This is a genomic window from Acinetobacter sp. PK01, from assembly GCF_022819285.1.
GTDB classification, from domain to species: domain Bacteria; phylum Pseudomonadota; class Gammaproteobacteria; order Pseudomonadales; family Moraxellaceae; genus Acinetobacter; species Acinetobacter tandoii.
Window position 1 is genome coordinate 1,762,358 of record NZ_CP094643.1, and the last position, 14,227, is coordinate 1,776,584.

The following is a 14,227-nucleotide window of genomic DNA, read 5'->3' on the forward strand; positions in this document are numbered from 1 at the left end:
TTGGAAAAAAGCTTCGCATGATTAGCAAAATTTATCAGGATCTTATCACTTTTTATGAAGTTTGAACGTGGCATAGGATTATTCGCACTTATTTTCTCCATATTGGTCATTGGTATTTTTCTAGCATTTAGTTTTTACCTGATTCGTCTAGATAATATTGTGAGAGAAAAGTTTGAAGGTAAGCGTTGGGATATTCCTGCGAAGGTTTTTGCTCGTCCGCTAGAAATTTACACCAATGCAGCCATTAGCCAGAAAGACTTCAATCAAGAATTGAAACTTTTAGGTTATAAAAATGCGGATAGTTATGCGAAATCAGGGAGCTATGTTAGCTCTGGTGATACTTTATATGTGCACACTCGCGGCTTTGACTTCGGTGATAGTGTTGAACCTGAACAAGTTTTAAAAGTTAGTTTTGCGAATGATCAAATTAGTGAAGTCAGTGCAACCAAACCATCTTCAACAGGGATTGCGCGTTTAGAACCTTTATTGATTGGCGGTATTTATCCGCAGCACAATGAAGATCGGGTTCTGATTAAATTGTCCAATGTGCCAAAACCTTTAATTGAAGCCTTAATTGCAACTGAAGACCGTAACTTCTATAAGCATCATGGTATTTCTGTTCGAGGGACTGCGCGAGCTTTGGTCAGTAATGTGACTGGAGGAAAACGCCAAGGTGGTTCGACACTTACCCAACAGTTGGTTAAAAACTTTTATTTAAGCCCAGAACGTACTTTAAAACGTAAAGTCAACGAAGCCTTAATGGCACTCTTGGTTGAGCTACATTACAACAAAGATGAAATTCTTGAAGCTTATTTAAATGAAGTGAACTTAGGGCAAAACGGCAACTATTCAATTAATGGTTATGGTTTGGCATCACAATTCTACTTCGGTTTACCGTTACGTGAACTCAATATCTCGCAACAAGCCTATTTGGTTGGTTTAGTACAAGGACCCTCTTTGTTCAATCCTTGGCGTAACCCAGAAGGTGCTAAAAAGCGTCGCGATATCGTGTTGAATAATATGCTTGTGATGGGATATTTATCACAAGAACAATATGAACGTGAAATTGCTCGCCCATTAAATGTTTTGGCAAAACCAACGTTAGGACCTGCCCGCTTCCCTGATTTTCTAGATATTGTGCGTCGTCAATTACGGACTGAATATCAAGAATCTGATTTAACCAATCAAGGTTTAAAAATCTTCACTACGCTTGATCCAATTGCACAAACCAACATTCAAACTGCATTTAAAGATTCTGTTGAGCGTTTAACAAAGAATAATCCAAATCGATTAAAAGACTTACAAGGTGCGGTTTTAGTTTCTCATCCAGAAAATGGTGAACTGGTTGCTGCGCTAGGTTCAACCCAAGATTTTACTGGTTTTAACCGTGCACTCGATGCAAAACGCCAAGTCGGTTCATTACTCAAACCTGTGATTTATCTGAGTGCGATTGAGTCTGGACGTTATAACTGGGCCAGCCCAATCGAAGACAGCTACATTAGCATTCCAAGTGAAGGCAAATCTTGGACACCAAAAAACTATAGTGGTGGTGAACATGGCGTGGTTCCAATGGTACAAGCTTTGTCTAATTCTTATAACTTGTCTGCGGTTCGTCTGGGACAAGAATTTGGAGTAGCTAGCTTTAGTAATCATTTGAAAAAGTTTGGTGTAACTTCCAACATTCCAACCTACCCTTCTATCTTTTTGGGTGCGGTTGATATGTCTCCGATGGAGGTCATGAGTATTTATGGAAACTTTGCTACAGGCGGTTTCAAATACCCAATTAAATCGATTCGCTCGGTGGTCGATTCTAATGGTCGTGTTTTAGAGCGTTACAGTTTAACCGTGCAACAAACTATCGATCCTGCGGCGGCCTATATTGTGAACTATGGCCTACAACAGGTAATGAACTCTGGTACAGGTCGTTCTGCTTACAGCACATTGCCAAGTTCATTAAAGCTTGCTGGTAAATCTGGCACCACAAATGATACCCGTGACTCATGGTTTGCAGGATATTCAGGCAATTATCTCAGTGTGGTTTGGCTTGGTTTAGATGACAATAAAGTCACTGGACTGACTGGTTCTTCAGGTGCTTTACCTGTTTGGACCAATGTCATGAGTCAATTACGTCAAAAACCAGTCAATTTACGTCAAACCGACGATGTGCAATGGCAATGGATCGATAGTGGCTCAGGCAACTTATCGGCTCAGGGTTGTGAAGGTGCGTTGTATATACCGTTATTAAGGAGTGCTGTACCACGTCGTGCTACAGCATGCGGCTTTCCTCATTACCAAGTGGAACCAGTTTACACACCTGATACGGAAATGAACCAGAACCAACCAGCGCAACCCGATAGTATGGACAACTATATCCGCGAGAGTGAAAGTGACATGCAAAATGACTTGGATCAAAATTCAGGTCGTGTCATTTCGAGCGGAACGTATGCCAACTAAGGAATTGTAATTGTATATGCTGAGACCGATTCTCCTTTCTGCTGCTGTAATGGCTTTGGTTGGTTGTCAAAGCCTACCCAAGCCAGAAAGTGCTAAACCTGCTGTTACCACCGAAAAGCCCAAAGCTGCTCAACCAAAATCTTCTGGTGTGGTGATTACACCGTATGATCAGCCCGAGATTAAACGGCAAAAAATGCAGGTCGTGGTGCCTGAACAAAAATCTCAGCAGAAATTTGAAGATGGACGCTCACTTCCAGCCTTTAAACAGTTAATGCAGCAAACACAGCAAGCCTATAAACGAGGACGCTGGAATGATGCTGAAGCGGCTGCTTTACGTGCACAGCGTCTAGCACCGCAGTCAGCGGAAACTTTCTTATTTTTGGCTTTAGTTGCCAATCAAAAAAATCAGCCTGCAAATGCGGAAGCTTTAGCCCGTCGGGGCTTAAGCTATGCACAAACCCAAGCTATGAAAAAGCAACTTTGGGGAGCCATAGCCAAAGCAGGGCAAAAGCAAAATAATAGTAAAACCGTACAACAAGCTCAACAGGCATTAAAGTCACTTTAATGCCTGATTGTTCTACACTTTATGAAGAATTTACTACGTTTTTTTTAAAGATATCTGATTCCTGCAATACCGTAAGCATGATGTGATTGCGCTTGTTGTAACAGCTCGACATGCATTCCTCCTAATGCAAATACAGGAATATCCACTTGTTGAGCGTATTCTTGAAAACGAGCCCATCCTAATGGCTCAACATCAGGATGTGTCGCTGTAGCCAAAACAGGACTTAAAATGATCGCATCACAGCCAATATTTTGTGCATGTTTCATGGCCACAGCATCATGACAAGCTGCGATGAAACGAAAGCCGGCAGGTAATTCTCCACGCTTAACTGTCATCAACTGATGTTGTTTGAGATGAATTGCAGCTACTTTCTTCTGCATTGGCAACGTCAATTTTTGCCACGCTTGCACATTGACAATTAAATGACCTGCTTGTTGTTCAGATAATTGTTCTAAATCTTCCAAATCTGCTGCTGTATGTTCAACACGCCAATATAATAATTGCTGCGGTTTAAGTTGTTCCAAATCATTCAAATGCTCAGAAATTTTAATTTGATTTGGCCAATATAAGCGTTGCAAAATACTAAAATTGGCTTTCGGGAAATTCAAACTCAGCAATTCTGCACGGCTATACCATGTCCAAGGTTGTTGAATTTCATTCAGTAATGCTTCGGGCACAATGGCATGAAATAAATGTAAATTTACCACGACATCATCATATTCATGACAAATCACATCGAATGTGTGCCAGTCATTCAGCCCTACCCCAACTTCTTCAAAAACTTCACGGCGACAAGCTTCTAAAGGTGTTTCATTCGCTTCAACTTTCCCTCCAGGAAATTCATGCTTATTTCCTTGATGTTGTTCAGCATTGCGCCACCCAACCAAGACTTTATTTTGATGCAGTAATAAGGCAATAGCGACATGAATATTCGGCTTGGACATAACTGGTTCCATCACTTTAAATTAGTGTCAGTGTAAGTAAATTTTGTTTTTTTATAAATTGCTAAAATTTCCGTTGACAGATCTATTCGATAATGATTATCATTTAAACCACGCAAGAATACACCACGGAGCAAACAAAAATGAACGTACCTTTTAGCTTATTTACACGTCACACTGAAGCTGCACATGCACTACCAATGCTACATTCCAACAATCTTTTTGCCCTTGGACGTGAAATTCGCATCATGCATGCAGGTGAAGAATATCGTCTACGTTTAACTCGCAATAATCGTCTTATTCTCACGAAATAAAAACAAAATAAACTGATAATAATAAACGTGGGAACTAGCAGTATGTCAGCGCGTACTGCTTTTTTATTTATAGGCTAAATAGAACAATATCTCAAATTTCAGGTGTTTCAAATTTTCTAAAGTACAACTCTACTTTTAAGCCACCATAAGAAGATGTTGAAAAATCTATGCTCGCGTGATGTAGTTGCACAATTTTTTTACAGATTGAAAGCCCTAACCCTGAACCTGTCGTTTTACTGCCTAAAGCCCGATAAAAACGCTCACCCAAACGTGAGATCGTGTCGCTGTCTACCCCTTCACCGTCATTTTCAATACATAGATACACCTGTTGTTGCTCGGCTGTTACCTGTATATAAACACGTCCATGAGGTTGGCTATAACGTATAGCATTATCTAGAAGATTACGTAAACAAACCGTCATTAATTCAGTGTTTACCTTAACCCAACAGGGTTCCAAATTGGACACGAGTTGGATTTGTTTCTGCTGCTTAAATATTTCCAAATTATTCCAGACTTCCAGCACCTGTTGGCTTAAATTAAGCGATGATAATGGTAAATCTGCGGTGTCAGTCGGATCTAAACGCGCGAGAAGCAAGAGGTTTTCCAGCACTTGGGTACCACGGCTAACATCTTGCTGAATGAGTTGTAATTCTTGCGTAAATTGAGGCTGATCTTGATATTTTCGTTGGAGTACCTGCAAACGCAACTGAATTGCAGACAGTGGTGAACGTAATTCATGCGATGCATCTGCGGTAAAGCGCTGCTCTGCTTGCAATGATTGATCTAGGCGTTGTAATAATTGATTTAATTGCAAAATAATGGGCTGAAGCTCATCAATGGTGGGTTCATTCTGCGTAATTGGCGTTAAGTCCTGTGCACTTTTATCCGCTATTTTTTTAGATAGCATTTGCATGACTTTGAACTGACGTGCAATCGCGAAATGTGAAAATAACCACTGTAATAACCACAAGACCATTAACAAAACAGCATATATCGCAAAACTACTCAAGATTTTTTCAAAACGAACTTGCATAGGTTGATAAATCACCACTTGCATCTGAGTATCCTGATCAAAGGATTGATAACTTCGCCACAGCGCATGTTGAAACCAAACGTAATCAAAATGCTCATGCTGCATATCTAAAAAATTCACCATAGATGCCAATTCAAATGAATCGGATTGAAGCACAACCTTTTGTCGATGAATCAACTGATATTGTAGATCAAACTCATCACTTAACTGCGTTATATGTGCTCCTTCATTTTGATTGGGGTGAACAAGAAGCAAAGCATCAGCAATTTCATCCATAATTTCGTCTTGCATACTCATACTTTGATATATCGAAATGCCCACCAATAAAACAAAGGCCACTGCGCCTGCTGCAACTGAACTCAGCACAGACGTCTTAACCAGTCTCTTTTGCAATGAAATATGCTTGGCAGCCATTTAAGTATCCTGATTCATTCGATAGCCTAGCCCTCGAACCGTTTTAATCAAATCAGCGCCTATTTTCTTCCGTAATTGATAAATAAATACTTCTATTGCATTACTTTCAATTTCTTCACCCCATGCATACAGTGACTCTTCAAGTTGTTCACGCGTCACAATATGTTCAGGCTTCTGCATTAATTTATATAAAATCTGAAATTCTTTCGCAGTGAGATGAATCACCTGTCCATTTTGCTGAACAACCTTAGCTTGCGGGTCGAGTTGTAAATTGGCAAAAGATAAATACTGACCTACCGATGATTGCTGCAAACGTAATTGAGCACGAACTCGTGCTGATAATTCTTCTAAGCTAAACGGTTTGACCAAATAATCATTGGCTCCTAAATCTAGCCCCTCAACACGGTCATGAATACTGTCTCTTGCTGTAATAAAAATAACAGGAATACCTTGCTGCCGTGTTCTTATGGTTTTAAGAATGTCATCTCCCGTAGCTTGTGGCAAACCACGGTCTAAAAGAATGCAGTCATATTGGTGTTGTTCTATGGCATGAATTGCATAATCTCCACGATCAACCCAATCTACATTATAACCGTCCATTTCTAACCAAGTTTTAATACTCTCGGCTTGAGAGTGATCGTCTTCAGCTAATAATATACGCATCGTGTACTCACATCACATGCTTATCATCAGCATGCCTTGATTGGATTTAAAATGCAAAAGCCACATGTTTTGCATGTGGCTTCAGTTCAATGGATGTCTGATTAAAAAGTTAAAGTATCAACATCAATTTCAACACGTTTGGTTGGAAGATAATCAATATCCACTTCACCTGTTAGTGTAACTGGTGTTTTTGCCGATACAGGTTGACCACGCCATAATTCATCATCGATATCGACCGTAATACTACCTGTCTGGTCTTGGAACTGATATTTTTCATCGCCCAAAGCTTTAACAACATAGCCTTTAAGTTTTACAGGTGTATCATCTTTTAAAGTTAATACCTGCTTTACAGTACTTTGCGTTGGCGCAATGGCTTGCTGATTTACCGCTGCTGTATTGGCAAATGCCAAGCTACTGACTGTACCCACTAAAGCTGCAATGACCGCGATTTTAGAAATTACTTTCATTACTTCACCCTCACATATTCATGTCTTCATTTGATGAAAGTCATTAAAACAAAACAACATGAGTGGAATCTTAAGATTCTCTCAATACAGCATCTGATTTAAAAAGACGAGGTACAAAAAAAGCAAACAAAATCGATGGAATGTAAATTAAGATGAAAAATAATAAAATATATCGTTTGTTTTCTTTATACAAATTAATCCATTCTTTTTCATCAATATTTAAGCTTTTACTTTTAAAACTATATACTAAACTTCTATCTTTTAATGGGTAACCATTATCCATAGATAGCTTTACAACTGCATTCTCTCCTTTTAAATGTCCTAAATCACACTCAACCAGAGAAATCAAATTGCAAATTAATACATATTTCTCTTGTCTACCCGTAAGATTTTTTGCAGTTGCCCATATATCTCCACCCTGTCTGCCAGTCCCTGTTTTTAAATACCTACTAATCTCTACATTGTAGACCTCTGCTTTTTCATACCCATTATCAATATTATAAAAAAGAATGGCTAATTTATCAGGCAAACCCATCACCATAGGCATCACCAATAAAGCCCCTAAAAGCAATTTAATTTTTATATTTTTATCATAATTTTCTTTCTCAGCAGGTTCCAATTTAAATTTAAAATCCAAATATATAAAATAAGAAATTATGATGCACATCATCACAATGGACCATATAGATAAAATTCTTATTCCATAAAAACCATCATCACGTGCCACCCAAAAAACAACCAGAATTGAGTAAATAACAACCAAAAATAAAGCTAATTTTTTTAAACTGAATTTAATTTTTAATTTATCCATACACTTAAACATTGAATTAATCCGAAGAATGAATAAGAAATTAATTTAAAAAATATAAGGACTAGAGACATCAGCAAAGCAACTACATCAAGCCCAAAAATCTAGTCCTTATACCCTATGATAGAAATTTATTTTATGTAATTCATATTTTTCTCTTAAAGTTTGAAGCGACGTAATGATTTTTTAAACAATATCCCTTATACATAAGAATATTAAACATTCAAAGGAACCTATCATTTAGCGCAGCCCAAAACCCGAAAGGTTGCAGGCCGTTCAGTAAATATACTTCCTTATGTACTGATCAACTCAGCCAGCAAAACAAGCTGATCATTCACACTCATTATGAAAACATCAGCTTAAACAAGATTCAGGTGAACTATCAATTTCTATGCTGCCAATAAAATGAAGCGTGTAAATCCCCTAATTCAACGGCACCACACGTAACACTTCCTCTAAAGTGGTCATACCCGCAATCACTTTACGTGCACCTGCAATACGTAAAGGTTCAATGCCTTCTTTTTTGGCTTGTTGCCGTAACTCTGTCAAATTGGCATTGGCACCAATCAATTGCTTCGTGGTTAAGCTAAGTGGCATAAATTCGTAAATACCGACACGCCCTTTATATCCTGTATGACGACATGCTTCACAACCGACGGCGCTATAAACTTTTTCGGGCATTTCCATAATGTAATCAAACGTTAAATGTTCCCATTCATTTTCATTGATATGACTTTCTTTTTTACAATGTGGACAAAGTTGACGTACCAAGCGCTGTGCCAACACACCAAGAATTGTTGCCGCAGTCAAAAATGGTTGCACACCTAAATCATGTAAACGGGTCAAGCTCGATGGCGCATCATTAGTATGTAGCGTTGAAAGCACCAAATGACCCGTTAATGCCGCCTGAATTGCCATATTGGCTGTATCGTGGTCACGGATTTCCCCCACCATAATAATATCGGGGTCTTGACGCATGAGTGCACGTACACCATCCGCAAAACCCAGCTCAATTGCAGTGTTCACCTGCATTTGGTTAAAACTTGGTTCCAGCATTTCAATCGGATCTTCAATCGTACATACATTCACTTGATCCGTTGCTAACTTCTTCATGGAAGAATATAAAGTCGTGGTTTTGCCCGAACCTGTTGGTCCTGTAACCAAAATAATGCCGTGACTATATGAGGTTAAACTTTGCCAATCACTTAACAAGCTACCTTCAAAACCCAACTGTTCAAAGCTACGTACTAAAACCTCTGGGTCAAAAATACGCATCACCAACTTTTCACCAAATGCTGTCGGCAAAGTGGATAAACGTAATTCCGTTTCTTGTCCTTTGGGGGTACGGGTTTTTAAACGTCCATCTTGTGGTTTACGCTTTTCCGCAACATTCATACGACCCAAAATCTTAATCCGTGAGATCACGGCTGTCAGCGTATTCGCTGGCATGTTATAAATCGTATGTAATACCCCATCAATACGAAATCGAACTTTACCCGTATCTTTGCGCGGTTCCATGTGAATATCACTGGCACCTTGTTCAAACGCAAACTGTAAAATCCAATCGACCAATTTTACAATATGCTGATCATTCGCATCAGGATTTTGCGTGTCGCCTAATTGTAATAAGGCTTCCACACCTTTATTTTCACGATCATAAGTACCAGACTTCTGCGAGTTCGATACTGCCCGGCTTACCTGATAATATTCAACCAAATAACGTTGTAACTGATCTGGGCTGAGCAGCACCCGTTGAATCTTTTTCGGTAACAAACTGCGCTCTAAATTTCCCACCCATTCGGTTTTATAGGGTTGATCCGTTGCAATTAAAATTTCGTCCGCTTTTACTTCTACTGCAAGAATTCTGTTACGAACAGCGAACTCTTGCGACATTACATTGGTCAGCGCACCCACATCTGCTTTGAGTGGATCAATCACATATAAAGGAAGGCTAGATTTATCTGCTAGCCATTGCATTAAACGATTTAGAGATAAGGTCGCTTGAGGATGAAGCTGGTCTTTTAAATTAAAATTTGCAATCCACTGTAATGGATGCCATTTGAGTTGTTCACGTTGACGGTGCGTAGTTTGTACTAATAATTTTTCGCGCTCATCAATGCGTCCATCTTTAAATAGTTGCTCTAAACACCAAGTTGTATCAATTTCAAAATTAAAATTCATTATTCTAAGCCTCAATTTCTAGCGACACTATAACAGACTTTATTTCTTGAATGTTCATCGACTTAAAGGGTTAAAACTACTGATTAACCTACTAATATCTTCATATTGAAACTTTTAATCTAAGGAGATATTTCAAAGTTTTGTTTAAATTATGGTATAAAGAATAAAATATCCTCTATTGGGGAAAAAGCATAAGAAAAATCCATTATTCACATAAATATAGACTCACAATAATAAGGTTCGAATTTGCTCATGTCTGATCTCCTATTTAACCAGACCTTAGAACAAGCATCCTTTCAAGAGCTGTTAACTATGATGGCCGTAGCTTTGGGCTGTGGCTTGGTAATTGGATTAGAAAGAGAAAGAAGCAAACAACGTGAAAACCCAAACAGTTTTGCAGGTGTACGTTCTTTTGCCATATGTGCCTTGATGGGTGCATTATGTTTTGCCTTAGGTACCGTCATTGGTATTGTAGGTGCCATAATTGTTGGAGCAATAACCGTATTCTCCCTTCGTAACCAAATAGATGACCCAGGGGTCACAACTGAATTAGCCTTTGTGATGACCTATTTTATTGGTGCGCTTTGTATATGGCATGCGCCATTCGCAGCAGGATTATCGGTCATACTTACCATTATTTTGATGCTCAAACATCCAATTCATGGCTTTGCTAGTCAATGGATAACTGAACATGAGTTTCGAGATGGACTATTCTTACTTGCACTGATTCTTGTGGCATTGCCATTAACGCCTAACACGCCACTTTGGGGTACGGTATTAAACCCACACATTATTCTCAAATTGCTGGCTTTAATTCTTGCTGTTCAAGCACTTGCCCATATTTCGAAACGCTTACTCTCAGCAAAAAATGCACTGATTTTATCTGCATTAGCCTCTGGTTTTGTATCAAGTACCGCCACAATTGCCAGCCTCGGTATGGAGATTCGTGCAGGGCGTGCTGAAGCAGTACCGAATGCAGGTGCTGCCTTATTATCTTGTGTTGCCACGCTCTTACAACTGCTACTCATCGTCGCTGGAATTAATTTAAACTGGTTAAAACTCATTATTCTGCCAGCTCTTGCCGCCATAAGTATTTTAATTTTGTGGGCACTTTGGCTTATGCGTAAAACCAAACCCTCGACACCAACAGAACATCCTGATGGGCGCATGTTTAGCCTGAAAGAAGCTGCCATTATTGCAGCAACACTCACGATTATTCAGGCGGTAGTTTATGGTTTAAGCTTACTCTTAGGCGATGCGGGCTTAATTATAGGGACACTTTTAGCATCCTTATTTGAAATTCATGCCGCAATTGCTGCAATTGTTGTACAAGGTGATCCTGCCAATCACACGCTTGTCTATGCCCTTATTTTAGGAATGGCGGCCCATGCAATCGCCAAATCTATCAATGCAGGCCTTACAGGCGGAGGTAAATATGCCCTAGCCTTTGCACCTGCTCAAATTTTACATATGCTGGTTTTTATTTTGATCTTATGGTGGATGATACCTTAGACTATTTTGTGTATATTATTCACCATTTACTCTATTCCATTAAAAGCAGGATTTAGACTCACATTTGGTAAAATCCCTTATTTTATAAAAACAGCAATAATGAAGATACTACACATTAATTATTTTAAATGAGATTTAACTCGCATTTTAAATCGATTCATTTTTACATTATTGTATGATACAACCAATTATTAATTATGAATCATTTAAAATAATACCTGAACTTATTCCCCTTATTCGTTGTAAAAGGTTCGTGCAATGAACGACATTGGTTTTAAAAGCTTTCATGATGCAGGACAAGCTGTTCTCAATTTTTTATATCAACGTTTCGGTTTCGGTCTTTGGATGATTACCCGTGTAGAAGGTGAAGACTGGATTATCTTACAAACAGAAGATCATGGTTATGATATACATGCTGGGCAAGTCTTTAATTGGGCCGATTCATTTTGCTCTCAGATGGTCTTGGGCAATGGTCCTAAAATTGCCCCCCTATCCGATGATATTCCCGCGTATCGCCAAGCGCCGATTGCACAACAGCTCAAAATTAAAGCCTACATTGGTCAACCGCTGACCAAAGAAGATGGTAGCTTGTTTGGAACTTTATGCGCGATTGATCCAGAACCAAAATCTGAAAGCCTTAAAGAAGAGCAAAGTTTAATTGAGTTACTCGGAGATTTACTCAGTCAAATCTTACAAACCGAATTGAGAGAAATTGAACAGACCCGTAAAAATGAACGTTTACAGGCCGAAGCGCTACGTGATCCACTTACAGGTCTCTATAACCGTCGGGCTTGGGATCAGTTTCTCCTCGCTGAAGAAGAACGTTGCCAATTCTATGGACATCACGCCACAGTATTTATGCTAGATTTAAACGATCTCAAATTCATGAATGATGCACATGGACATGCTGCGGGCGATGAACTCATTCGTCAAACCGCTACAGTGTTAACAGAAAGTTGTCGTAATACCGATATTATTGCACGTATAGGTGGCGATGAATTTGCCATATTAACCGTAGAAAATGACTTCGAATCGTCTCAGGCTCACTTAGAACGAATCATGCAGAACCTAAACTCAAAACAAATTAGCGCTGCAATTGGCTTCGCTCTGCGTGATCCAAGTGATGGAATTCTCGCTACATGTTTACAAGCCGACAAAAACATGTACCAAGATAAACTCAACCGCCACTAGATTAGTTAAATGAAATCTAAAGCAATGACCTCTAAGTTTTGACTCTGAATAACAAAACTTACATCGAGTTGAGCAAATTTCATTTTATAAATTCGATCACTATCTTGCTGATATGCTGGTCGAGGGTCTAATGACAATACCTGATCTAATTCGTCAAATCGCGACTGAGTAATCAATTGCTGTGTCAGCAAGCGCTGCTTTTCTAATGTAGCAAATTCTGACCACTGCACATGCATTCGCCTTGGTTCTTGTTGTGCATAACCGCTTTTTGCCTCAAATACAGCATCGGAATAATGAATATAGGGTTTAATATCTAGAATAGGGGTTCCATCTAACAAATCACTTCCTGTAATGTAAACTCTGACAGACTTTCCCTCTTTCTTTACCGCTTGTAACTCTACAACCGATAATCCAATTGGCGCAGGTCGATACATACTGCGCGTAGCAAACACCCCTATTTTCTTATTCCCTCCTAAACGTGGTGGACGAACTTGCGCACGGAACTGGTCTTTTTTATGCTGATTCTTATTATCATGAAACTGCCAGACTAACCATAGATGACTAAACTCTTCAATCCCTTCAAACGCAGCCAAATCATTATAAGGTGCCTGCATCTCTATATAAGACTGAACTTGAACCAAATTGGGCTGTCGCGGAATTCCAAATTTCTCCTGATACGGTGAATGCATAATTCCAATAATTGGCAGTTGAATCTCAGACATAATCACTTTTTCTGATAAGTTCAATTAAATATATTCAGTTTATAGAGAATGATTTTAGATTAGAATAGCAAGCTGTTCTAATTTGATAATTTATTGAGACCTTTCATGGCTGCTTTTAACGTCGAAAAGATTACTCACGTACACCACTGGAATGACACACTCTTCAGTTTTAAGACAACGCGTGATACCGCATTACGTTTTAAAAATGGTCAATTTGTGATGATTGGTCTTGAAGTCAATGGTAAGCCACTTATGCGCGCTTATTCTATTGCAAGTGCAAATTATGAAGAAGAACTTGAGTTTTTCTCAATTAAAGTACCAGATGGTCCTTTAACTTCTATTTTACAACAAGTAAAAGTTGGCGATGAAATTTTAGTTTCTAAAAAACCAACAGGTACTTTGGTTCTTGATGACTTAAATCCAGGCAAAAATTTATATCTTCTTTCTTCAGGTACAGGTCTTGCACCATTCTTATCAACTATTCGTGACCCTGAAACGTATGAACGTTTTGAAAAAGTCATTGTGGTACACGGTACACGCTTCATTTCTGAATTGGCTTATCAAGACCTTATTCTAAATGAATTACCAAACAACGAGTTTTTCGAAGAACTTGGCATTAAAGACAAGTTAGTGTATTACCCTACTGTTACCCGTGAAGAATATCCGAACCAAGGTCGCGTTACGACAGTCATTGAAACTGGCGAAATTTTTGAAAAGATTGGTTTACCACGTTTCAACCCAGAAACTGACCGTGCAATGCTTTGCGGTAGCCCAGCATTCCTTGATGATGTCGCTGCACTTTTAGATCAACATGGTCTTAAAGAATCACCACGCATGGGTGTTTTAGGCGATTATGTCATTGAACGTGCATTTGTTGAGAAGTAATCTTCTTTTCAAGTTAAAACCGAGGAAATCCCTCGGTTTTTTTTATTTTTCAGTCATTTAATTTTTACAAAAAATGT

The 14,227-nt window shown here is 38.9% G+C and carries 13 protein-coding genes; 6 read left to right on the forward strand and 7 right to left on the reverse strand.

What is annotated here, in order from left to right:
* The first annotated feature begins 54 nt into the window (after positions 1-54).
* Together mrcB and MP622_RS08405 are read left to right on the forward strand one after the other, a co-directional pair.
* On the forward strand, positions 55-2,454 hold the full coding sequence (mrcB, locus tag MP622_RS08400) for a penicillin-binding protein 1B (protein ID WP_151504098.1): 2,400 nt from the start codon (positions 55-57) through the stop codon (positions 2,452-2,454).
* 16 nt (positions 2,455-2,470) lie between these two features.
* Positions 2,471-3,019 (forward strand): tetratricopeptide repeat protein, encoded by a 549-nt coding sequence (locus MP622_RS08405; protein ID WP_151504317.1) that lies wholly within the window; start codon positions 2,471-2,473, stop codon positions 3,017-3,019.
* Between the two features lie 44 nt (positions 3,020-3,063).
* Here the strand turns inward: MP622_RS08405 and MP622_RS08410 are convergent, their stop codons facing one another.
* Complete coding sequence (locus MP622_RS08410) at positions 3,064-3,963, reverse strand: thiamine phosphate synthase (protein ID WP_243790458.1); 900 nt, start codon at positions 3,961-3,963, stop codon at positions 3,064-3,066.
* A gap of 140 nt (positions 3,964-4,103) precedes the next feature.
* Here MP622_RS08410 and MP622_RS08415 point away from each other — a divergent pair, with 140 nt between their 5' ends.
* Entirely contained in the window at positions 4,104-4,274 is a 171-nt protein-coding gene (locus tag MP622_RS08415) for a hemin uptake protein HemP (protein WP_243790460.1), read from the forward strand.
* 91 nt (positions 4,275-4,365) lie between these two features.
* Here the strand turns inward: MP622_RS08415 and MP622_RS08420 are convergent, their stop codons facing one another.
* The 5 genes from MP622_RS08420 to MP622_RS08440 form a co-directional block, all read right to left on the reverse strand.
* Entirely contained in the window at positions 4,366-5,721 is a 1,356-nt protein-coding gene (locus MP622_RS08420) for an ATP-binding protein (protein ID WP_243790462.1), read from the reverse strand.
* Positions 5,722-6,384 carry a response regulator transcription factor gene (locus tag MP622_RS08425; RefSeq protein WP_243790464.1) on the reverse strand — a complete coding sequence of 221 codons (663 nt, stop codon included), beginning with the start codon at positions 6,382-6,384 and terminating at the stop codon, positions 5,722-5,724.
* Positions 6,385-6,485: 101 nt separating this feature from the next.
* Entirely contained in the window at positions 6,486-6,851 is a 366-nt protein-coding gene (locus tag MP622_RS08430; protein WP_243790466.1) for a NirD/YgiW/YdeI family stress tolerance protein, read from the reverse strand.
* Between the two features lie 70 nt (positions 6,852-6,921).
* Positions 6,922-7,662, reverse strand: coding sequence for a hypothetical protein (locus MP622_RS08435; protein ID WP_243790467.1), 741 nt, complete (start codon positions 7,660-7,662; stop codon positions 6,922-6,924).
* Between the two features lie 420 nt (positions 7,663-8,082).
* A complete protein-coding gene (locus MP622_RS08440; protein WP_243790469.1) occupies positions 8,083-9,840 on the reverse strand; it encodes a GspE/PulE family protein in 1,758 nt (585 codons plus the stop codon).
* A gap of 252 nt (positions 9,841-10,092) precedes the next feature.
* Here MP622_RS08440 and MP622_RS08445 point away from each other — a divergent pair, with 252 nt between their 5' ends.
* Both MP622_RS08445 and MP622_RS08450 read left to right on the forward strand, forming a co-directional pair.
* Positions 10,093-11,352, forward strand: a complete 1,260-nt coding sequence (locus MP622_RS08445) for a DUF4010 domain-containing protein (protein WP_104440855.1) — start codon at positions 10,093-10,095, stop codon at positions 11,350-11,352.
* Between the two features lie 258 nt (positions 11,353-11,610).
* Positions 11,611-12,543 (forward strand): sensor domain-containing diguanylate cyclase, encoded by a 933-nt coding sequence (locus MP622_RS08450; RefSeq protein ID WP_243790471.1) that lies wholly within the window; start codon positions 11,611-11,613, stop codon positions 12,541-12,543.
* 5 nt (positions 12,544-12,548) lie between these two features.
* On the opposite strand, the gene tsaA is transcribed toward MP622_RS08450, so the two are convergent.
* A complete protein-coding gene (gene tsaA / locus MP622_RS08455) occupies positions 12,549-13,265 on the reverse strand; it encodes a tRNA (N6-threonylcarbamoyladenosine(37)-N6)-methyltransferase TrmO (protein ID WP_243790473.1) in 717 nt (238 codons plus the stop codon).
* A gap of 105 nt (positions 13,266-13,370) precedes the next feature.
* On the opposite strand from tsaA, the gene MP622_RS08460 reads away from it, so the two are divergent.
* On the forward strand, positions 13,371-14,150 hold the full coding sequence (locus tag MP622_RS08460) for a ferredoxin--NADP reductase (protein WP_016167459.1): 780 nt from the start codon (positions 13,371-13,373) through the stop codon (positions 14,148-14,150).
* Positions 14,151-14,227: the final 77 nt, after the last annotated feature.

Excerpts from the sequence above, each read along its gene's own strand:
- MP622_RS08415 (WP_243790460.1), top strand. The coding sequence starts at position 4,104 with ATGAACGTACCTTTTAGCTTATTTACACGTCACACTGAAGCTGCACAT.
- MP622_RS08440 (WP_243790469.1), bottom strand. The coding sequence starts at position 9,840 with ATGAATTTTAATTTTGAAATTGATACAACTTGGTGTTTAGAGCAACTA.
- MP622_RS08435 (WP_243790467.1), bottom strand. The coding sequence starts at position 7,662 with ATGGATAAATTAAAAATTAAATTCAGTTTAAAAAAATTAGCTTTATTT.
- MP622_RS08430 (WP_243790466.1), bottom strand. The coding sequence starts at position 6,851 with ATGAAAGTAATTTCTAAAATCGCGGTCATTGCAGCTTTAGTGGGTACA.
- MP622_RS08410 (WP_243790458.1), bottom strand. The coding sequence starts at position 3,963 with ATGTCCAAGCCGAATATTCATGTCGCTATTGCCTTATTACTGCATCAA.
- tsaA (WP_243790473.1), bottom strand. The coding sequence starts at position 13,265 with ATGTCTGAGATTCAACTGCCAATTATTGGAATTATGCATTCACCGTAT.
- MP622_RS08450 (WP_243790471.1), top strand. The coding sequence starts at position 11,611 with ATGAACGACATTGGTTTTAAAAGCTTTCATGATGCAGGACAAGCTGTT.
- MP622_RS08425 (WP_243790464.1), bottom strand. The coding sequence starts at position 6,384 with ATGCGTATATTATTAGCTGAAGACGATCACTCTCAAGCCGAGAGTATT.
- MP622_RS08445 (WP_104440855.1), top strand. The coding sequence starts at position 10,093 with ATGTCTGATCTCCTATTTAACCAGACCTTAGAACAAGCATCCTTTCAA.
- mrcB (WP_151504098.1), top strand. The coding sequence starts at position 55 with ATGAAGTTTGAACGTGGCATAGGATTATTCGCACTTATTTTCTCCATA.
- MP622_RS08405 (WP_151504317.1), top strand. The coding sequence starts at position 2,471 with ATGCTGAGACCGATTCTCCTTTCTGCTGCTGTAATGGCTTTGGTTGGT.
- MP622_RS08460 (WP_016167459.1), top strand. The coding sequence starts at position 13,371 with ATGGCTGCTTTTAACGTCGAAAAGATTACTCACGTACACCACTGGAAT.
- MP622_RS08420 (WP_243790462.1), bottom strand. The coding sequence starts at position 5,721 with ATGGCTGCCAAGCATATTTCATTGCAAAAGAGACTGGTTAAGACGTCT.